The organism is Acidocella aluminiidurans, assembly GCF_055383125.1.
On the sequence record NZ_AP031589.1, the window covers coordinates 991,260 to 1,010,838 of the forward strand.

The following is a 19,579-nucleotide window of genomic DNA, read 5'->3' on the forward strand; positions in this document are numbered from 1 at the left end:
TAAAGGGGCAAAGCAGGGTGGCGGGGCGGGCACGCTCAAGATAATGAATTGGACATGGAGTTGCTTGAGGCGCTGAGGCTGCAATGGGAATGGGGGGCGGACGAGGCGTTGCTGGACGCCCCGCAGATCCGCGCCCACGCCCCCTCGCCGGCCGCAGCACCGCCCCCCCTGCCCCAACGCCGCCCGCCGCGCGCCGCCGCCGCGCCGCTTCTGGCCGGGCCGGAGGAGGCCGCGCGCCTTGCCGCCGGCTGCGACAATCTGGAGGCGCTGGAAGCGGCGATGCGTGGCTTCGCCGGCTGCGCCCTGCGCGATACCGCCACCCAGCTGGTCTTTGCCGATGGCACGCCCGATGCCCGGCTGATCCTGGTCGGCGAAGCCCCGGGCGCGGAGGAGGACCGTATCGGCCGCCCCTTCGTCGGCCCCGCCGGGCAGCTGCTGGACAAGATGCTGGGCTCGATCGGGCTGGACCGCACCCAGGTACGGATCATCAATGCCGTGCCCTGGCGCCCGCCGGGCAACCGCACCCCGACCGAATCGGAAATCGCGCTCTGCCTGCCCTTCCTGCACCGGCAGATCGCGCTGGTCGGCCCCTCCTTGCTGTTCAGCCTGGGGGCGGTGGCGGCGAAAGCCCTGCTCGGCGCCCAGGCGCAAGGCGGCATCACCAGGCTTCGCGGCAAATGGCAGCAGGTGAGCATCGAGGGCCTGCCCGCGCCGCTGCGACTCCTGCCCAGCTACCACCCGGCCTATCTGCTGCGCACCCCCATCGCCAAACGCGCCGCCTGGCACGACCTTCTGAGCCTGCGAGACCAGCTTTCAGCGCATATCTGATAACTATTTTTTAACAAGCTGCTCTGACAACGATCTCTGGAAAACCAATGGCGAGTATGGCAAAAATGTGGTGAAAGCCTGTGGCTGCCTTAATTGAGCGGCCCGTCGCCGCGTTTAAGGCTTGCGTCACCCTTTCTTCATGTGTACCTCCCTCGCTTATGCGAGGAGCCATCAAAACGCTCTCCCGCCTGAACGTGACGCGTGCGGCGCTTGCTGGCGTGTCCGTTTTTGCTTTCACCTGTGCGTTGCATGCGCAGGCGTTCGCGAAGTCCTCTGATTTGGGACAAGGCCAGGGATCGACGACGCCCCCCACACAGCCGGCCGCCGGCACCAACGGGGAATCTGTAGCTTATGCCGTGCCGCGAAACACGCCTCCTGGCGGTGTCGAGGTGGCATTGCCGCAACCGCTCTCCCCGAGCGATGTGGCTTTCTATCAACGCGCCCTCTCCTTGCAGAAGGCGGGGGATTTCGCCGCGTCCGACAAGATGCTGGCGCGGGTGTCCGATGACGGGCTGGTCGGCAGCGTGCTGGCCATCCGCTATCTCAGCAGCAACTACATCACCAAGCCGGCCGAGCTGACCGCCTGGTGGGCGAAATACAGAAACAGCCCGGACGCCCCGGCGATTTACGAGCTGATGCAGCATAAGCTGGCGCGCGCCGCGCTGCCGGCCGCCCCGCATCTGGCCCTGCTGCCCGAGCAAACCCTCACCGCCGGTGCTGCCGCGCGGCCGGCTCTGGCGCCGGATGCGGCCAGCTGGCGCCGTGGCTTCACGGCCGGCCTCTCCGCCTGGAAGGCCAATAATATCCAGGCGGCCGCCGATGATTTCCGCAAGAGTGCCGGCTTGTCGGGCATTTCCGACGATGACCGCGCCGCCAGCGCCTTCTGGGCCGCCCGCGCGGCGCTGCGCCTGCAGCAGCCGGACCAGTATCTGGACTGGCTGCACCAGGCGAGCTGGGCCGCCGACACCTTCTATGGCATGCTGGCCGGCCGGCTGCTCGGCCAGGGTTTCGGCCCCACCGGCATCTCCGCGACGCTGACCGAAGCCGACGCCACCGCGGTCGACTCGCTGCCGGACGGGCATCTGGCTTTCGAGCTGCTGCAGCTCGGCCTCAACGACGAGGCCGAGACCGCCCTGCGCGCCCTCTGGCCGCAGATGAAGGCGACGCCGGGCCTCAGCCGCTCGGTGATGGCCGTGGCGGCGCGGGCGGGCATGGTGGATGTCACCATCGCCATCGCCGGCACCATGCCAAGCCCGGTGGACGAGATCGCCGGCGCCCGGCTGCCGCTGCCCGCCATGCATCCGCAAGGCGGCTTCAGCGTCGATCCGGCGTTGATCTACGCCCTCGCCCGCACCGAATCCGGCTTTGACGCCCACGCCACCTCCCCGGTGGGCGCGCGCGGGCTGATGCAGCTGATGCCGCAGACCGCCGCCACCATGCGCGCCGCCGAAGGTGTGACCGGCTCGATCAACGATCCCTCCGCCAATCTGGCGCTGGGCCAGGCCTATCTGAAATATCTCGGCAGCCAGCCGGGGATTCAGGATAATCTGCTGGCCATCCTGGCCAGCTACAATGCCGGGCCGGGCGCGGCCTCGGCCTGGTACAGCGCGATCAAGGACGATTCCGACCCGCTGCTCTTCATCGAGACCATCCCCAACGACCAGACCCGCCGCTTCGTGCGTCAGGTGCTGGCCGATAGCTGGCTCTATTCGGAAGAGATCGGGCTGAAGCCGCGTAGCCTCAATGTGCTGGCGGAGGGCGATTTCCCCAGGCTGCAGGATTTCAGCCCGGCGCCGCAAGCGGTGCAGACCGCCGACGCGCAATGAGCCGCATCGACGAAAGCCGGACCTTCCTGCCGGTGCGCATCGCCATCGCCACGATTTCGGACACGCGTACCGCCGAAAACGACACCTCCGGCGACGCGCTGGCGGCCCGGGTGAAGGAGGCCGGCCACGAGCTGGCGGGCCGCGCCATCATCAAGGACGATGCCGGGCTGATCGAAGCCGCCTTGCGCGGCTGGATCGCCGATCCGGCGGTGGATGTTGTCATCACCACCGGCGGCACCGGCGTCACTGGCCGGGATGTCACCCCGGAAGCCTTCGAGCGCGTGCTGGAGAAAAAGATCGAGGGCTTCGGCGAGCTGTTTCGCATGCTCTCCTACGCCAAGATCGGCACCTCCACCATGCAGTCCCGCGCTTTGGGCGGGGTGGCCAACGGCACCTATCTCTTCGCCCTGCCCGGCTCCACCGGGGCGGTGAAGGATGGCTGGGACGATATTCTGCGCTTCCAGCTGGATGCCCGGCACCGGCCCTGCAATCTGGTCGAGCTGATGCCCCGGCTGAAGGAACATTTCAAAGCCTGACCCGCAAAGCCGCCGCGCGCGGCTTGGCTTTTGGCGATCGGGGCCCAGGATCGGGGCCAGGATCGGGCCCAGGCTTCAAGCCGCCTGCAGCTGCAGCGCCAGCATGTCCCGGTACGGGCCAGGGCGGCTGGCCAGATCGTCCGGCGCGCCCTGATCCAGGATCACCCCCTCCTGCATCACCACAATCCGGTCGAAATCCCGCAAGGTGGAGAGCCGGTGCGCCACCGCGATGACGGTGCGCCCCTGCGCCAGCCGGGCCAGCGCCATCTGCACCGTCGCCTCGGACTCCGAATCCAGCGCCGAGGTCGCCTCATCCAGCAGCAGAATCGGGCTGTCGCGCAGAAACGCCCGGGCGATGGCCAGGCGCTGGCGCTGGCCGCCGGAGAGGCGCAGGCCGCGCTCACCCACCATCGTCTCATAGCCATCGGGCAGCGCGTCGATGAAATCCTCCGCATAGGCGGCGCGGGCGGCGGCGCGCACCTCCGCGACATTCGCCTCCGGCTTGCCGTAGCGGATATTCTCCAGCACCGAGCGATGGAACATCTGCACATCCTGCGACACCACCGAGATCGCCCCGGCCAGGCTCAGCTTTTTCAGGGACGACACATCGCGGCCATCGATCAGGATCTCGCCGCTGGCCGGGTCATATTGGCGCTGCAGCAGCGCCAGCAGACTGGATTTGCCGGAGCCCGACTTGCCGACCAGCCCGACATGCTCGCCCGCCTTGATCTCCAGATCGATGCCGCGCAGCACCGGCGCGGCCCCGCCATAGCCGAAGCTGACCTTGCGGAAACTCACCGCCCCGCGCGGCGCCTCCAGCTCGGCGGCACTGGCCGGCTCGGGCATGTCATGCGGGATCAGCAAGGCCCGCAGCGCCTCGGCCAGCCGCGCCCAGTCCTGCACCATATCCACCAGCGCCACGGCGAGGTCGCGGGTGCCGTGCAGAACGGTAAAGCCCAGGCTCACCACCAGCACCACATCACCGGCACTGGCCAGCCCCGCCTGCCAGCGGGCGATGACCCAATAGAGCAGCCCGGCGGTGAGCACCGCCGTGGTCACCGCATGGGCGAGGCGGATTTTTTCCAGATAGCGCAGGCTGCGGCGGCGGGCCTGCATTTCGCCACCCACCTCGCGCTCGAATTGCCGCGCCTCGCGCAGCGTGGCGCCAAAGGCCCGCACCACCCCGGCATTATTGATCACATCGACAATCTGCCCGTCCACCGCGGCGGCGGCCTCGGCATAATGGCTGTTGAGATGCCGGCCCTTCCAGGCCATGCGCCCCAGCACCGCGCCCAGCGCCAGGGACACCGCGACCAAGGCCAGCCCCATCGCCGGGACGACAAAGCCGATCATGATCACCGAGCCCAGCACCGCCACCAAAGGCGGCAGCACATTCCAGGTGATCACGCTCTCGATGCGAAACACCGCATTGCCGGTGGCGGAAATCCGCCCCGCAAGCATGCCCGCGCGCCGGCTGACGAAGAATCCGGTGGAATGGCCGAGCACATGGTTGAACAGGAATTTTCTTAAATCCCCGGTGACTTCCACGAAAGTTTTCGCCGAGACCCAGCCGCCAAGGCGCCAGGAGAGATTATCCACCGCGATCAGCCCGGCCAGCGCCGCGAACGCGCCCCATACCGCCTGGGTCTGATGCCGCGCCATCACATCCACCAGATTTTTCACCGCATATTGCGAGGCCACGGAACAGCCGACACCGGCAAGTACCGAGGCCAACACGACAAGATGCGCAAATCCGTGGCGCGAGACCGCGCGCCACAGAAAGCGCGCTGGCTGCCGTTCAGTTGGCGTTAAAAAATCTTTAGGATTTTCCATCATCTGATTCATGGCTTCCGACATATGCCAGCAGATTGTGCCTTATTGATGACACATCAAGCTGGATTATGCGGCGCAGCATTTCTCCATTGCCGAAGAAAGGGCCGAAAGAATGCGTATTGCCCAGATTGCGCCTCTGCATGAGGCGGTGCCGCCGAAACTCTATGGTGGAACCGAGCGTGTTGTCTCCTTCCTCACGGAAGAGCTTGTGGCCATGGGCCATGACGTGACCCTGTTCGCCAGCGGCGATTCCTTCACCGACGCGAAGCTGGAAGCCGTCTGGCCGCAGGCGCTGCGCCTGGATAAATCCCTGCGCGACCGGATGGCGCCGCAATTCCTGCTGCTGGAAAAAGTTTATGAACGCGCCAGCGATTTCGACATTCTGCATTTCCATATCGACTATATGCCGGCCTCCTTGTTCGCACGGCAGACCACGCCGTTTATCACGACTTTGCATGGAAGGCTGGATCTGCCGGAACTGAACCCGGTCTATGCCGGCCTGCCGGCGCAGAACCTGGTTTCAATCTCGGACTCCCAGGCAACGCCGCTGAAGGACGCGAATTTCATCGCCACCGTGCATCACGGCCTGCCGCTGAATTTGCTGAAACCGCTGGATAGGCCACGCGATTATGCCGCCTTCCTCGGCCGCATCTGCCCGGAGAAGCGCGCCGACCGCGCCATTCGCATCGCCCGGGCCGCTGGGATTCCTTTGAAGCTCGCCGCCAAGGTGGATGCCGTCGATGCCGATTACCACGCCGAACAGATCGCTCCCATGCTGGGCAAAGATGCCGAGCTGATCGGCGAGATTGGCGACCGCGATAAATCCGCGTTCCTCTCCGGCGCGAAGACGTTGCTGATGCCGATCGACTGGCCGGAGCCGTTTGGCCTGGTGATGATCGAGGCGATGGCCTGCGGCACCCCGGTGATCGCCTATGGCCATGGCTCGGTGCCGGAAATCATCGAACATGGCGTCACCGGCTTCATCGTCAATAACGAGGACGAGGCGGCGCAGGCGCTGAAGGCGGCGGACCAGCTCGACCGCGCGCGCATCCGCCGGCGCTTCGAGGCGCGCTTTTCCGCCCGCCGCATGGCGCAGGATTACGTGAATGTCTATGAAAATCTGATCCTGGCGCGCCGCCCGAAACTGCGCCTGGTGCAGTAACCGAAACGCGGGGCGGCGTTTGCTTACGCCGCCCCCTCGACTTCATAGCCCAGAAGCTCAATCGCCGGCCGCAAAATATCCAGCGCTGGCCCGAGATGTTTCAGATAATGCTGGTAGCGATAGCGCGAGCGGTCATATAATCTCTCCGTCACCTGCGCGTAGGAGGCGGTGCGCGCATAGCGTGTATTGCGTTCAAACGCGAGGCAGCGCGGATCAAACCCAACACCGATGAAATCCAGGATCCTGCGCACCTGCGCCTCCTGGTCCACCACCATCTCCTCATAGCGCACCGGCAGATAGCGCATCCGCAAATTCGCTTTATAATGCTCGATCAGATTGAAGATCAGCATATAATGCCGGGCCGCGCTCTCCAGCTCGGCGGCGCAGCAAAAGCCGTGGGTGAGATAGTTGGAATAGACCGACAACACCACATCCAGCGGATGCCGGATCACATGCACCAGCGGCGCCTGCGGAAAGAGCAGCGAGATCAGCCCCATATGGGTCTCGTTCAACGGCATCTTATCCGTGAAAAATCCCGCTCCCTCCTTGAATATCCCCGCCTTGGCGGCGCGGCGCAAATAATAGTCGCGCAGCTCCTCCAGCCCGTCGCGCTGGTCGCCCATCCACAACTCCGCCAAAGCCTCTGGATAATTCAGCGGACTTGCCAACAGGCGCGGCATGATCTGGGTGATGTCGTTGATGAAGGGCAGCTCATCGCCGGCGGCGATCTGCGGATGCACCGAAAGCGTCTGCTCGATCAGCGTCGTGCCGGAACGCGGGAAGCCGAGAATGAACACCGGCTGTGGCATATCCAAACGCGCCTGCGCCACCGGCAGGGTGGCCAGACGCCGGGCGGAGAAAAACCCCTGCAGCCGCGCCACCAGATCGCCCGCCTGCGCCGCCATATAAGGCCGCGCGCCGGCGGCCAAAGCGCGTTTTTTGCCCTCATCGAAACAGGCGAAGGCCTCGTCATGCAGCCCCATGCGCTCCAGCAGCCGGCCTTTTTCGGAAAGCTCGGAGGGCCCCAGCTGGCCGCCGCCCTGCTCCAGCGCGTTCAGCAGCGCCAGCGCCGCCTCATGCTGGCCCAGCCGCGCCAGCACGGTGGCGCGGGTCAGCCGCATCGAGGCTGTGCCGGGAAACAGCTTTTCAGCCTCGTCCAATATCTCCAGCGCCCGCTCGAATTTGCGGTCCGCCTCCTCCATCTTGGCATAGCCGAGATAGGTCTGCTGCACCGGCGGCGGCGCGGCGATGGCGCGCTGATACAGCGCCCGCGCCTCATCGATGCGGCCCTGGGCTTTCAGATTCCAGGCCAGATTGGCCCAGGTCACCGGCTCATCGCGCGCGGTCAGCGCCAGCACCTGGCGGTAATGATATTCGCCCACTTGCGGCCGGTTGGCCTCGGTCAGCACCAGCCCCATCAGATTATGCGCCTGCGGGTTTTGCGGGGCGATGCGGATGGTGTTGCGGGCATGGCCCTCGGCCTCGGCCAGCGCGCCTTGCGCCAGCAGCAGCAAGGTGAGGTCGTTGGTGGCCCAGAAATGATTCGGGTTCAACGCCACCGCCCGGCGCAGCAGCGCCTCGGCGGCCTTGCTGCGCCCGAGCTGGCGGCAGAGCCGGGCCTGCAGCAGCAGCGCATCCTCGCGTCCCGGAGCAAGCTCCAAAACCTGCAACGCCGCCTGCTCCGCCGCGGCAAAATCGCCCGCAGCAAAGTGCTCCTCCGCCTGGCTCATCACAGGTGAAAGGACAAGATGCGCCGAAGCCGGCGCCAGTTCGGCAAGGTCCAGGCCACAACAGCGTACACGCCGCAGCCCGGAGCCGCAGTCACAAGGAGTTAGATCCGTCATGCCAACGAGATTACCGGAGCCTCCCGCCGGCGGCTAGATCATGCCCCGGCCCAGGGTGGCGGATCACTCGCCGGAAATGTCTCCTCCCCGGCCTCGTCGATCACCTCGTCCACATCCTTGCCCGCGCGCGGCCAGCGCAAATGCAGCAGGCAGCGCTCGCCCTGGGCATCGGTGATTTCCAGATTTTCCACCCGCCCGCTTTCGAGCTGGGCATAGGCGGTGGCGGGTGCGTGGATGATATGTTCCAGCCCCTGCATCGAGATCACGATGATGTCGTTATGATGATCGAAGCTGATGCCGTTCAGCTTCATCCAGTCCGCTTCCAGCTGACTGCCCAGCTGCTGCGAGGAAATCCGCAGTTCCGCATCGGCCTGCGGCAAGCTCTTGGAAAGCTGATCGAAATAGGCGCCCCATCCGGCGCGGCTTAGCTGTTCTGTCACCATGCTCGTCCCCTTTGCGCTTGCGTGAGTGACGTTTGGTCAGAGCCTATAGATGGTATCGCCGCCGGCGGCTTTCCAGGCGAAAAAAAGCCCGGCCGAAGCCGGGCGTTTTCATCATTTTACGAGCCGGGCGCTTAGAGCATCAAGCTTTTAGCTTGATGCTCTAGCTTTTGTTTTAGCGAGCAATTTCATGTGTTTATTTTGACGCTGGCGCGTCAACCTGAACACATATTGCTCTAGTTGCTCTTGACCGCGCGGGCCTTGCTCACCTCATCCGCGGTCACGGCGGGCGCGGCATTGCCCCAGCCATTGCGGACATAGGTGGCCACATCCGCGATCTGCTGATCGCTCAACAGCCAGCCGAAGGCGGGCATCGCCGGGGCGGTCGGCGCGGTGGGCATGCCCACGCCATGGCCGCCATGCAGCACGATGCCGATCAGCGTCGCCGGCTTGTCGGCCTGCACCACCGGGCTCTTCACCAGAGCCGGGAAGATGCCTTCCTTGCCCATGCCGCTCCCGGTATGGCAGGCGGCGCATTCATCGCTGTAGATTTTTGCGCCGGCAAGCATCGCCGGATCGGTGGCGGCCACCGGGGCCGGGGCGTTGCCGCGCGCCCCCGCCTGGGATTTGATATAGACGGCCATCGCCTTCACATCCGCATCCGTCAGCTGCGAGGTGGAGTTCTTCACCGCCTCCGCCATCGGGCCGGAAGCGACAGCGTATTTATTATGGCCGGTCTTCAGATAATCCGCGATATCCTGCACGCTCCAGGAGCCGATGCCGTTCCAGGAGGCGGTGATGTTCGGCGCATTCATGCCGTCCACGATATAACCCTGGAATTCATGGTCGGTCTCATCGCCGCCCAGCGCGTTTTTCGGCGTATGGCAGGCGGCGCAATGCTCCAGCCCCTGCACCAGATAGGCGCCCCGGTTCCACGCGGCGGACTGGCTGGCATCCGGCTTGAAATCCCCCTTATCGGGGAAGAACAGCAGGTTCCAGCCGATCATCGCGGCGCGGATATTATACGGGAAGGGCAGCTGATCGGAGACGACCTTATGGTCCACCGGCTTCAGCGTGTTGAGATAGGCGCGGATCGCCAAAATCTGATCATCCGGCACCTTGTTGTAATAGACATAGGGCATCGCCGGGTAGAGATGCCCGTCATGCCCGATCCCCTGCTTCAGCGCCTTGATGAAGTCCGCATCGGACATGTTGCCGATGCCGGTTTCCTTATCCGGGGTGATGTTCGGCGAGATGATCTTGCCGAACGGGGTGTTGATCGCCAGTCCCCCGGCCATCGGCTGGCCGCCGGGGGCGGTGTGGCAGGCCGCGCAATCTCCGGCCGTGGCCAGATATTTGCCCTGGGCGATGGTCTGCGCATCGCCCGGCGCGGTCTGCGCCAGCGCCATGCCGGACATCGCGGTGAACCCCAGAATTGCGGCCGCCTGGGTGAGGAAACGCATATGGCTCATTCTCTCTCTCCTCAGACGTGCAGCAGAGCGCCAGGGCTCTTGATATACTGGTTCACGATCCCGTCCGCGCCGAGATAGGCCTGCGCGCCCACCGTGCCAGTCGGGTTGTAGCCATGGTTCTGCGGGAACAAGGCGGCACCAAAGACGAAGACGTTCGGCACGTCCCAGCTCTGGCCATATTTATTGACCACGCTGGTGGAGGGGTCATCGCCCATCACCGCGCCGCCGGTATTATGCGTGGACTGGTACACGGTGACGACATAATTGCCCTTGCGCGGCGCGGCATGGGTGGAAACCGCCCCCATCGCCTTGGCGATCTCTTCGAGCTTCGCGGTGATATACGCGGACATCTTCAACTCGTTCGGCTTCCAGTCGAAGGTCATGCGCAGCAGCGGGCTGCCATACGGGTCCTTGTAGGTCGGGTCGAGATCCAGATAGCAATCCTTGTAGGAATAGGAGCTGCCCTGGGCGCCCAGCCCGTACACGGTCTGGTAGCTCTCTTTCGCCGCCTTCTTCCAGCCCGCCCCCCAGCTGGGCGTGCCGGGCATCATGGAAAGCTGCTGGATCGGCCGGCCGCCAGTGACAGTGGCCCCCATATTGCCGCCGCCGATGAAGCCGAGGCCGGTATGGTCGAAATTGTCACCGTTGAAGTCGTCGATCACCATGCCGATGGCACCGCCGGCGATGAACTTGTTCAGATGCGTGCCCTCGGGCAGCTGCAGCGCCACGCCGGAATCGCACTGATAAGCGTAATTGCGGCCAACCGTGCCCTTGCCGGTCTTGGGATCGTAAATCGTGCCGATGCCCGAGACCATCAGCAGATGCACGGCGTTGAAGGAGAAGTTGCAGACCAGCACCATATCGGCCGGCTGATACACTTCCTCGCCCTTGGCATCGACATAGGTGACGCCCGTGGCCTTCTTGCCGGTATTGTCGAGATTGATGCGGGTGACATTGCACTTGGTCCGCGCCTCGAAAGTCTTGCGCAGCATCAGCGCCGGCAGCACGCAGGTCTGCGGGCTGGATTTGGAGTAATTGCCGCAGCCAAAGCGCTCGCAGAAGCCGCAATAGGAGCACTGGCCCATCGTCACGCCGAGCGGGTTGGTATAGCTCTCGGAGAGATTGCCCGAGGGCACATGGAACGGGTGATAGCCCAGGCTCTCGGCCGCCTTGGCGAACAGGCTGGGGCCGTAGGTGGGGGTGGTCGGCTTGGTCGGGTATTCGCTGGCGCGCGCGCCCTCGAACGGGTTGCCGCCGGCCTGGATCTGGCCGTTCAGATTCCCGGCCTTGCCGGAAATGCCCGCCAGCTTCTCGAACTTGTCGTAATAGGGCTCCATCTCCTCATAGGTGACGCCCCAATCCTGGATGGTCATGTCATCCGGGATCGCCTTGGCGCCGTAGCGCTGGGTCACGTGGGAGCGGAGCTGAAAATCGGTCGGCAGGAAACGGTAGGTCATCCCGTTCCAGTGCACGCCGGCACCGCCGACGCCGTTGCCGGGCAGGAAGGAGACGAACTGGCGCACCGGCAGGGCGGTCTGGCTCATATTATTGCGCAGCGTCACCGTGCCCTGGGCCGGGCGCTGGAACAGATCCAGCCGCACGCCGTAACGCAGCTCATCCGGCGCCCAGGCGGGCGGGAAATCGGTCGCGGTGTCGCGCCATTCGCCGCGCTCGATGGCGACCACATCCAGGCCGGCACCGGTCAGCTCATAAGCGAGGATCGAGCCGGTCCAGCCGAGCCCAACGATCGCCACATCCTTGCGGGGGAGCGTTTTTACCATGTTTCTATTCCTCGGGGCTCAGGACCAGTCGGGGTGGGTTTTGATGCCGATCGGCGGCAGCGGGAAAGGCTGGTTATATTTGGTCACCCAGTCGCGGTAATCGTAGCGCGCGCCAGGGAAGCCGATCATCTTCCAGCCGGCCATGTCCTTGTTGCCGCCATAGACCGGATCGGAGAAGAAGCCTTCCTTGGTGTTCTGCCAGAGCACCTGGAAGAAGGCCTTAGAGCTGAGCTTGCCCAGCTGCAGCGTGCCCTTTTCCATCTGCCCGATCAGCTTGTCCTGCTCATCCGCGGGGAGCTGCGCGAAGCCCTTGCCGGCATAGGCGCCGTGGCAATAAGCCTCAAGCGCGGCGATGCTCTTGCGATAGCGCTGCGCCGGGGTCACCGGGCTCTGGACGCCCTGGCCCGGATAGCCTTCCTGGAAAGGCGGGCTCATATAGAACCAGCTATCATTGCCGAACGGGCCGGAGAGCTGCCGGTCGATATAAACGGTAATGCCGACATCCTTGCCACCCGGGGAGAGGTCGTCGGCGGGGATCAGCCGATCCACCAGCGCGTCGATGACGGCGACTTCTTCCGGGGTGAAATAGGTCCAACCGGCAGGGTCAACCGGCTTGGGCGACCCGTTTGCGTTGGCACTCCAGGGCAGAGCGCCGGAATAGCTCTGCGCGCAGCCGATGGTCGGCACGGCGGCCATCAGCGAAACCGACGCAAGCAGGAAACGCCGCCTGGCGATGACGGACTGGTTCAAAGCGAGCACTCCATGTCTTTTTATAGCAGCAAGATCGCGCGCCCCTTACATTAGGTAAGGATGACACACCTACATAAGCCGGGATCCCGAGGGCATGAAAGCCCGGCAGCGCATTGTAACGCAGTGTATTTTTGCAAACAGGCTCAGTCTTTTTTACGGCTTGACATGAGCGCCGGTTGAGGTCCGAGCCGAAGGCGAAATAATCAGCTCGGAGCCCTGACTCCGTCTCTCATCCTACCCCTAGAAAGGATTTTCATCCTAATCCGATCCGCAAATTTTCGGCTTATCTAAAATTATAACTTTATTTTAGGGCAGCGCTTTGCGGCCCTGGGCCCAGATGGCCGGGCCGAATTGCGCCAGGGCCAGCGCGCCGAACAGCAAGGCGCAGCCGATCCAGCCGGTTTCGCTCAGCCGCTCATGCAGCAGCAGGGCCGCGAACAGGGCCGCGAACAGCGATTCGGACATCAACATCACCGCCGCATCGGTCGCACCGGTATGGCGCTGGCAGAGCGCCTGCAACAGAAAGGCCACCCCGCCGGAGATGATGCCGCCATAGAGCAGCTGCGGCAGGCAGGCATAAATAGCCGCCAGATGCAGCGGCGACATCACCGCCCCCGCCCCGCTTCCCAGCAGCACGCAGGCGGCGGATTGCGCCAGGGCGGCGGCAACCGGCCGGCCCGTATGGCGGCCCACATGTTGCAGCAGCACGATCTGGGCGGCGAAGCCGAAGGCCGAGACGATGATCAGCGCGTCGCCAAAGCCGAGCCCGCTGATCCGCCCGCCCAGGCACCAGGTTCCGGCCAGCGCCAGCAGCGCCGCGCCCCAAACGGTGGGATGCGCGGCCCGGCGCAGCACCAGCATCTCCAGCATCGGCACGAAAATCACGTAAAGCCCGGTCAAGAACCCGGCATGGGTGACGCTGGTGAAGGAGAGCGCCCATTGCTGCAGGAAAGTAGAGATGGCGAAGATCACCGCCAGCGCCACCAGCCCCATCATCCCGCGCAGTTTCTGGCGGGCGCGCCGCGCCTCCCACAGGCCCAGCGGCAACACCGCCAGGAAGGCCAGCGCGAAACGCAGCCCGGTAAACCAGCCCGGATTGAGCCAGGCCCCCGCCTCGGATTGGGCCACGAAAGCCCCGCCCCAAAGGCAGGCGGCGGTGAGCAGGAGCAGATTGGCAACCAGGCGTGACATGCCGCCCTTCTTCCAGCCAAATCGTTTCAGGACAAGACAGGCTTTACGCGCCCCCGCCCCGCGCCTAAAGCCAGCGCATGACCAAAATAACCTGCCCGCAATGCAGCCTGGAGGAGACGCATCTCTCCGGCGAGACCCATATTTGTGACGTGTGCGGGTTTGAATGGCCCGCCGAGATCACCGAGGCGGCGGAGCTGATCCGCGATGCCAACGGCACCGTGCTGGCGGCTGGCGATACGGTGGTGCTGATCAAGGATCTGAAGGTGAAGGGGTCATCCACCGGGCTGAAGGTGGGGACGAAGCTGAAGAATATCCGGCTGCATAGCGGGGATCATGCGATCGAGGCGGGGGATTATTTCATCAAGCAGGAGTTTGTGCGCAAGGCGTAAGCGTTTTTTGGGGGCGACTCTTTTTTGCAAAAAAGGGTCGCGAGAGACAAAGGCCGGACGCCCCCTCTGGGGGCGATCCGGCCTTTGTCTGAACGCCGCTTTTTGGAAAAAAGCGGCACCAAAAACGTCCGCACAAAAACGGCGCCTTTCGGCGCCGTTTTTAATCTCAGTGCACCTCTTCCGGCGCCTTCTCGTCGTCCCCGTCGCCCTCGGCTTCGGGTTTCGGCAGCGCCAGGGCCGGCGCCTCGGAGATGTCGAAGGCCAGCTTGCCGTCCTTCACACTCACCTTCACCGCCCCGCCCTTCACCAGCTTGCCGAACAGCAGCTCCTCTGCCAGCGGCTTCTTGATCTGCTCCTGAATCACCCGGCCCAGCGGCCGCGCGCCATAAAGCGGCTCGTAGCCTTGCTCGGCCAGCAGCTCCTTGGCCGCCGAGGACAGCTCGATGGTCACGTTCCGGTCCGCCAGCTGCGCTTCCAGCTGCATCACGAACTTCTCCACCACGCGGCCGACAATCTCCGGCGTCAGCGCCGCGAAGGGGATGATCGCATCCAGCCGGTTGCGGAATTCCGGGGTGAAGAGCTTCTTCACCGCTTCCTCATCCTCGCCGATCCGGGTCTGCTTGCCAAAGCCGATCCCCGGCTTCTGCATGTCGGCAGCGCCCGCATTGGTCGTCATGATCAGGATGACATTGCGGAAATCCACCTGCTTGCCATTATGGTCGGTCAGCTTCCCGTGATCCATGATCTGCAACAGGATGTTGAACAGATCCGGATGCGCCTTCTCGATCTCATCGAGCAGCAGCACGCAATGCGGGTGCTGGTCGATCGCATCGGTCAGCATGCCGCCCTGGTCGAACCCGACATAGCCCGGCGGCGCACCGATCAGGCGCGACACCGAATGCCGCTCCATATATTCGGACATATCGAACCGGGTCAGCTCGATGCCCAGGGTCGAGGCCAGCTGCCGCGCCACCTCGGTCTTGCCCACGCCGGTCGGGCCGGAGAACAGATAATTGCCAATCGGCTTCTCCGGGTCGCGCAGGCCGGCACGGGAGAGCTTCATCGCGGCAGAGAGCGCCTCGATGGCGGCATCCTGGCCGAACACCATGCCCTTCAGATCGCGCTCCAGATGCCGCAGCACCTCCTTATCGTCATTGGAGACGGACTTGGCGGGAATGCGGGCGATCTTGGAGACCATCTCCTCGACATCCTTCAGCGTCACGGTCTTGCGGCGCTTATTCTCCGGCAGCAGCATCCGCGCCGCCCCCGCCTCGTCGATCACGTCGATCGCCTTATCCGGCAGCTTGCGGTCATTGATGTATTTGGCCGAGAGCTCCACCGCGGCGCGGATCGCGTCATCGCTGTAGCGCACCTTGTGATGCTTCTCATACGCGCCCTTCAGCCCGCGCAGGATCTTCACCGCATCCTCCACCGAAGGCTCGTTCACATCGATCTTCTGGAAGCGCCGCACCAGGGCGCGGTCCTTCTCGAAATAATTGCGGAACTCCTTATAGGTGGTGGAGCCGATGCAGCGCAGCGTGCCCTGGGCCAGAGCCGGCTTCAGCAGATTGGACGCATCCATCGCCCCGCCGGATGTGGCCCCGGCGCCGATCACGGTATGGATCTCGTCGATGAACAGAATGGCGCCGGGATTGGCCTCCATCTCGGTCACCACCGCCTTCAGCCGCTCCTCGAAATCCCCCCGATAGCGCGTACCGGCCAGCAGCGCGCCCATATCCAGCGCGAAGATGGTGGCGTTCAGCAGCACTTCCGGCACATCCGCATCGATGATGCGCTTGGCCAGCCCTTCCGCGATGGCGGTCTTGCCCACACCCGGATCGCCCACATAAAGCGGGTTGTTCTTGGTGCGCCGGCAGAGGATCTGAATCGTCCGCTCGATCTCGTGCTCACGCCCGATCAGCGGGTCGATCTTCCCTTCCTTCGCCTTCTTGTTCAGATTGACGCAGTAGGTGGAGAGCGCGTCCTGGCCGCGCTTGGCGGTGCCCTTCTCCTCTCGCTCACCCGATTCGTTCGGCTCGGAGGAGCCGGTGGGCGGGCGCGGGGCGGACTTGCCCGGGCTCTTGGCGATGCCATGCGAGATGAAATTCACCGCATCCAGCCGGGTCATGTCCTGCAGCTGCAGGAAATACACCGCATGGCTCTCGCGCTCGGAGAACAAAGCGACCAGCACATTCGCCCCCGTCACCTCATCGCGGCCGGAGGATTGCACATGGATGGCGGCGCGCTGCACCACGCGCTGGAAGCCGGCGGTCGGCTTCGGATCGCCGCCGCGATCGGTCGCCAGACCGGCCAGATCCTTATCCAGGAATTCGGTCAGATCCTTCTTGATCTTGTCCAGATCCACCCCGCAGGCGCGCAATACCGTCACCGCATCCGCGTCGTCCACGAGGCCGAGGAGCAGATGCTCCAGCGTGGCATATTCGTGTTTCCGGTCGGCGGCCAAGGACAGGGCCCGGTGGAGAGTCTGTTCTAGGTTGCGAGACAGCATGGCTAAACCGTTCTTTCACCCCGATCCACGGGGTCTTAGGTCCGGACATTCAATCTGCCTGTCCGGCTGGCATTGGGTGACTGCAATTCCCGTTTACGCAGTTTTGCAGGGTACAGATTAACATGGGAATGTCATCGTAAATTAAAACGTCACTCTTTCTCAATCGTGCACTGCAGCGGATGCTGGTTCTGGCGGGCCAGATCCATCACCTGAGTCACCTTGGTCTCGGCGACCTCATAGGTATAGACCCCGCACACCCCCACCCCGCGGCGATGCACATGCAGCATGATCTGCGTCGCCTGGTCCCGCGACTTCTGGAAAAACCGCTCCAGCACATGCACGACGAACTCCATCGGCGTGTAATCGTCGTTCAGCATCAGAACCTTGTACATGGTCGGCTTGCGGGTCTTCGGCCGTGGCTTCGCCACGACGCTGGCCCCCGGCCCCTCGGTTCCTTTGCGTTTGTCGTTCTCACTCATCAATCACTTACCTTCAGCAAATACCCGCCGGTGCCACCCAGCCAGACCGCGGGACGCCCAACGCGCGGCATTCGAACCCATCCTGGTTCCAAGCATATCGAAACCACACGCCGCTATGAAAGAGCGATTTTCCTCAATGTGAAAAACATGGGGTGCTTAACGGCCGCTTTCAGCCCATGCCGAGATTAGGTGAGGATACGTTTTTAAACAAAAAAACCGGCCCTAAGGCCGGTTTTTCCCCAAACAGCGCCGCCAGAGACGGCGGCGACGGGCTGATTAGTGGAACTTGCCGAAGGTCTCGACCGCGACGGTCAGGCGGGCGGTGAGCGGGGCCATCGCCTGCTCGGCCAGCTTCACGGAGGCATCGGCCAGCTTGTTGGTCTCGGACACCGCCTTCTCGACACTCGCCTTGGCGAAGCCGGTCTGCAGATCGACAGCTTCCTTGACGGACTTCACGCCCATCAGCGACTTCGAGAACGCGACATTCTCTTCCAGCGTGGCCTTGGAGGCGGCGGCCAGGTGCTTGGAGATGTCCTGGAACCCGGCGGCGTAGATCTGCGAGGCCTTGACGAAGGCTTCCAGATTGCCCTGGCCGAAAGCCAGCATTTCTTCGGAGGTCTTCACGGCTTTCTCCACGTTTTCCTTGATCTTGGCCTGAGAGGTCTCAAAGCCCTTGGTGGCCTTTTCCATGTTCTCGCGCAGCGCGGACATGGATTTCTCGAACGACTTCACGGAGGCGTCAGCAGCGCCCTCCATGGTGGCGACGGTTGCATCGGCGGCGGCGGCGGTCTTGGTCTTGGTGGCGCTCATCTGGGTTCGGCTCCCGTTAGAATGACGAAGTCTGCACAGCTCCAACCGGCGAGCATATTGGCGTTCTTTGCCGCAGTGCAGCAACGGCGTTTTAGCGAAACGAAAACACAACCGTCAAGTGTTTTTTGTGCGCCGCACAATTGTTTGGGGGTGAAATTATTGTCAGGATTTTCATGTTACCGCCCCGTGGACCGGGCAGCCGCGCCCACCGCCCGGGGCCAGCGCTGAGACTCACAGGGTAAGCCATTCAATTTTTTGTTCTTTCATCGAGAAGATCAGCGTTTATCGCTGGACATCGCCGTGGCCCCGCGATTAAAACCTTTTCAGAGTCAATCATGGGGTGGCGAGGCATGCAGGGTATGAGCAGGAAGCGCGTGGCCATGTGGGCGGTGGCGGGCCTTGGGTTGGCCGGCACCCTCTTGCCGGCGGCGTCTTCGGCGCATGAACTGCACAAGCTCAAGCACCATGTGCTGAACCACCATTACGTGCATCATTATGTGCGCCCCGCCGTGCCGGCGCGCAATGTCGCCGACAGCAGCGGCTTCGGCCCGACCTCGCCGGGCATCAGCTCCATTCTCATCGATGCGCGCACCGGCCAGGTGATCTCCGCCAGCGACGCCGATACGCCGCGTTACCCCGCCTCGCTCACCAAGCTGATGACGCTGGATCTCGCCTTCCAGGCGCTGACGGCCGGGCGGATGTCGCTCGACACGCAGATCCCGGTCTCCGAGCATGCCGCCTCGGTTGAGCCGGTGAAGCTTGGCCTGCGCCCCGGCAGCACCATTTCCGTGCGCGATGCGATTTTGGCGATGACCACCATGTCCGCCAACGATGCCGCCACCGCTCTGGGCGAATATCTCGGCGGCGGTTCAGAGGCGCGCTGCGCCCAGATGATGACGCTGCGCGCCCACGCGCTGGGCATGGCGCAGACCGAATTCGCCAACGCCTCCGGCCTGCCCAACCCCAACCAGGTGACCACGGCCCGCGACCTCGCCATGCTGGCGCGCGACATCGTCGAGAATTATCCGCAGTTCCAGACCTTCTTCGAGGTCACCTCGTTCGATTTCCACGGCCGCAAGGTGTTCAGCAATAACGGCATGCTGAAGAGCTATGCCGGCGCCACCGGCATGAAGACCGGCTATACCGATCTCGCCCGGCATAATCTGGTCACCAGCGCCGCGCGCGGCGGCAAGCAGCTGATCGGCGTGGTGCTGCATGAGCCGAGCTGGCCGACCTCCTATCACCAGATGACCGCGATGCTGGATTCGGGCTTTGGCGGGCATGTCGACATGACCCGCGCGATGGTCGCCGCCGCCAGCAACCCGGCACCGGCGCATATGCAGGCGGCGAAAATTGAGCGCGTCGCCAGCCGCACCCCCACCCATGCAACGCCGCTGCCCGACTCCACCCGACAACCCACCGCCACCAAACATTGGGTGGCGCAGCTGGGCCTCTATAAATATGAGAGCAATGCCCGCCTGGCGGCGATGAAGGCGCGCAAGTTGCACGGCCATGGCATCGCCCAGATCCAGCATGTCCGGCGGGATGGCAAGGCGCTCTGGCTCGCCCAGCTCACCGGTCTGACCTATGACGGCGCCCACGATACCTGCCGCGCGATGAACGCCCATGGCCGCCAGTGCGATGTGCTGCCGCCGCAGGCCGACCATCTGGCGATGCTGAGCGGGCCGGACGGCACCTGACCTACCGCCCAGGCCGGTTGCGTCCGGCG

Annotated in this window: 16 protein-coding genes; 6 read left to right on the forward strand and 10 right to left on the reverse strand. The window is 64.0% G+C overall.

The annotated features are described in order from the left end of the window. Positions 1 to 54 precede the first annotated feature (54 nt). From ACZ46S_RS05060 to moaB, 3 genes are all read left to right on the forward strand, one after another. Positions 55 to 828 carry a uracil-DNA glycosylase gene (locus ACZ46S_RS05060; RefSeq protein WP_464063611.1) on the forward strand — a complete coding sequence of 258 codons (774 nt, stop codon included), beginning with the start codon at positions 55 to 57 and terminating at the stop codon, positions 826 to 828. A 389-nt stretch (positions 829 to 1,217) separates the two neighbouring features. Beyond that, positions 1,218 to 2,654: a lytic transglycosylase domain-containing protein gene (locus tag ACZ46S_RS05065; protein ID WP_464063612.1), complete on the forward strand. Its 1,437-nt coding sequence runs from the start codon at positions 1,218 to 1,220 to the stop codon at positions 2,652 to 2,654. Continuing rightward, positions 2,651 to 3,190, forward strand: a complete 540-nt coding sequence (gene moaB / locus ACZ46S_RS05070) for a molybdenum cofactor biosynthesis protein B (protein WP_464063613.1) — start codon at positions 2,651 to 2,653, stop codon at positions 3,188 to 3,190. The genes ACZ46S_RS05065 and moaB overlap by 4 nt, the downstream gene beginning before the upstream one ends. Before the next feature lie 75 nt (positions 3,191 to 3,265). Here moaB and ACZ46S_RS05075 read toward each other — a convergent pair whose 3' ends face one another. After that, a complete protein-coding gene (locus ACZ46S_RS05075; RefSeq protein WP_464063614.1) occupies positions 3,266 to 4,927 on the reverse strand; it encodes an ABC transporter ATP-binding protein in 1,662 nt (553 codons plus the stop codon). Between the two features lie 208 nt (positions 4,928 to 5,135). Between ACZ46S_RS05075 and ACZ46S_RS05080 the strand changes: the two genes are divergently transcribed. After that, on the forward strand, positions 5,136 to 6,185 hold the full coding sequence (locus ACZ46S_RS05080) for a glycosyltransferase family 4 protein (protein ID WP_464063615.1): 1,050 nt from the start codon (positions 5,136 to 5,138) through the stop codon (positions 6,183 to 6,185). 23 nt (positions 6,186 to 6,208) lie between these two features. On the opposite strand, the gene ACZ46S_RS05085 is transcribed toward ACZ46S_RS05080, so the two are convergent. From ACZ46S_RS05085 to ACZ46S_RS05110, 6 genes are all read right to left on the reverse strand, one after another. After that, the gene (locus tag ACZ46S_RS05085) at positions 6,209 to 7,915 is read right to left on the reverse strand and encodes a tetratricopeptide repeat-containing sulfotransferase family protein (protein WP_464063616.1); all 1,707 of its coding nucleotides are present in this window, start codon (positions 7,913 to 7,915) and stop codon (positions 6,209 to 6,211) included. Positions 7,916 to 8,067: 152 nt separating this feature from the next. Further along, the gene (locus tag ACZ46S_RS05090) at positions 8,068 to 8,472 is read right to left on the reverse strand and encodes a DUF5335 domain-containing protein (protein ID WP_464063617.1); all 405 of its coding nucleotides are present in this window, start codon (positions 8,470 to 8,472) and stop codon (positions 8,068 to 8,070) included. 233 nt (positions 8,473 to 8,705) lie between these two features. After that, positions 8,706 to 9,941 carry a c-type cytochrome gene (locus ACZ46S_RS05095; protein WP_464063618.1) on the reverse strand — a complete coding sequence of 412 codons (1,236 nt, stop codon included), beginning with the start codon at positions 9,939 to 9,941 and terminating at the stop codon, positions 8,706 to 8,708. An 11-nt stretch (positions 9,942 to 9,952) separates the two neighbouring features. Continuing rightward, complete coding sequence (locus ACZ46S_RS05100; protein WP_464063619.1) at positions 9,953 to 11,722, reverse strand: GMC family oxidoreductase; 1,770 nt, start codon at positions 11,720 to 11,722, stop codon at positions 9,953 to 9,955. Positions 11,723 to 11,740: 18 nt separating this feature from the next. Then, positions 11,741 to 12,472 (reverse strand): gluconate 2-dehydrogenase subunit 3 family protein, encoded by a 732-nt coding sequence (locus ACZ46S_RS05105; protein ID WP_464063620.1) that lies wholly within the window; start codon positions 12,470 to 12,472, stop codon positions 11,741 to 11,743. 306 nt (positions 12,473 to 12,778) lie between these two features. Then, a complete protein-coding gene (locus ACZ46S_RS05110) occupies positions 12,779 to 13,663 on the reverse strand; it encodes a DMT family transporter (RefSeq protein WP_464063621.1) in 885 nt (294 codons plus the stop codon). Positions 13,664 to 13,740: 77 nt separating this feature from the next. On the opposite strand from ACZ46S_RS05110, the gene ACZ46S_RS05115 reads away from it, so the two are divergent. Further along, positions 13,741 to 14,052, forward strand: coding sequence for a zinc ribbon domain-containing protein YjdM (locus ACZ46S_RS05115; protein WP_295743429.1), 312 nt, complete (start codon positions 13,741 to 13,743; stop codon positions 14,050 to 14,052). A 166-nt stretch (positions 14,053 to 14,218) separates the two neighbouring features. Here the strand turns inward: ACZ46S_RS05115 and clpA are convergent, their stop codons facing one another. From clpA to ACZ46S_RS05130, 3 genes are all read right to left on the reverse strand, one after another. Further along, the gene (gene clpA / locus ACZ46S_RS05120; protein ID WP_464063622.1) at positions 14,219 to 16,561 is read right to left on the reverse strand and encodes an ATP-dependent Clp protease ATP-binding subunit ClpA; all 2,343 of its coding nucleotides are present in this window, start codon (positions 16,559 to 16,561) and stop codon (positions 14,219 to 14,221) included. Positions 16,562 to 16,710: 149 nt separating this feature from the next. After that, positions 16,711 to 17,040 carry an ATP-dependent Clp protease adapter ClpS gene (gene clpS, locus ACZ46S_RS05125; protein ID WP_008493450.1) on the reverse strand — a complete coding sequence of 110 codons (330 nt, stop codon included), beginning with the start codon at positions 17,038 to 17,040 and terminating at the stop codon, positions 16,711 to 16,713. Positions 17,041 to 17,316: 276 nt separating this feature from the next. Further along, a complete protein-coding gene (locus ACZ46S_RS05130; protein WP_295743437.1) occupies positions 17,317 to 17,850 on the reverse strand; it encodes a phasin family protein in 534 nt (177 codons plus the stop codon). 359 nt (positions 17,851 to 18,209) lie between these two features. On the opposite strand from ACZ46S_RS05130, the gene ACZ46S_RS05135 reads away from it, so the two are divergent. Further along, entirely contained in the window at positions 18,210 to 19,550 is a 1,341-nt protein-coding gene (locus tag ACZ46S_RS05135) for a serine hydrolase (protein WP_464063623.1), read from the forward strand. Positions 19,551 to 19,579: the final 29 nt, after the last annotated feature.

What these genes read in the sequence shown, in the direction of transcription:
- ACZ46S_RS05060 (WP_464063611.1), top strand. Translation starts at nt 55, where the DNA reads ATGGAGTTGCTTGAGGCGCTGAGGCTGCAATGGGAATGGGGGGCGGAC.
- moaB (WP_464063613.1), top strand. Translation starts at nt 2,651, where the DNA reads ATGAGCCGCATCGACGAAAGCCGGACCTTCCTGCCGGTGCGCATCGCC.
- ACZ46S_RS05080 (WP_464063615.1), top strand. Translation starts at nt 5,136, where the DNA reads ATGCGTATTGCCCAGATTGCGCCTCTGCATGAGGCGGTGCCGCCGAAA.
- ACZ46S_RS05085 (WP_464063616.1), bottom strand. Translation starts at nt 7,915, where the DNA reads ATGAGCCAGGCGGAGGAGCACTTTGCTGCGGGCGATTTTGCCGCGGCG.
- ACZ46S_RS05090 (WP_464063617.1), bottom strand. Translation starts at nt 8,472, where the DNA reads ATGGTGACAGAACAGCTAAGCCGCGCCGGATGGGGCGCCTATTTCGAT.
- ACZ46S_RS05095 (WP_464063618.1), bottom strand. Translation starts at nt 9,941, where the DNA reads ATGAGCCATATGCGTTTCCTCACCCAGGCGGCCGCAATTCTGGGGTTC.
- ACZ46S_RS05100 (WP_464063619.1), bottom strand. Translation starts at nt 11,722, where the DNA reads ATGGTAAAAACGCTCCCCCGCAAGGATGTGGCGATCGTTGGGCTCGGC.
- ACZ46S_RS05110 (WP_464063621.1), bottom strand. Translation starts at nt 13,663, where the DNA reads ATGTCACGCCTGGTTGCCAATCTGCTCCTGCTCACCGCCGCCTGCCTT.
- ACZ46S_RS05115 (WP_295743429.1), top strand. Translation starts at nt 13,741, where the DNA reads ATGACCAAAATAACCTGCCCGCAATGCAGCCTGGAGGAGACGCATCTC.
- clpA (WP_464063622.1), bottom strand. Translation starts at nt 16,561, where the DNA reads ATGCTGTCTCGCAACCTAGAACAGACTCTCCACCGGGCCCTGTCCTTG.
- clpS (WP_008493450.1), bottom strand. Translation starts at nt 17,040, where the DNA reads ATGAGTGAGAACGACAAACGCAAAGGAACCGAGGGGCCGGGGGCCAGC.
- ACZ46S_RS05130 (WP_295743437.1), bottom strand. Translation starts at nt 17,850, where the DNA reads ATGAGCGCCACCAAGACCAAGACCGCCGCCGCCGCCGATGCAACCGTC.
- ACZ46S_RS05135 (WP_464063623.1), top strand. Translation starts at nt 18,210, where the DNA reads ATGAGCAGGAAGCGCGTGGCCATGTGGGCGGTGGCGGGCCTTGGGTTG.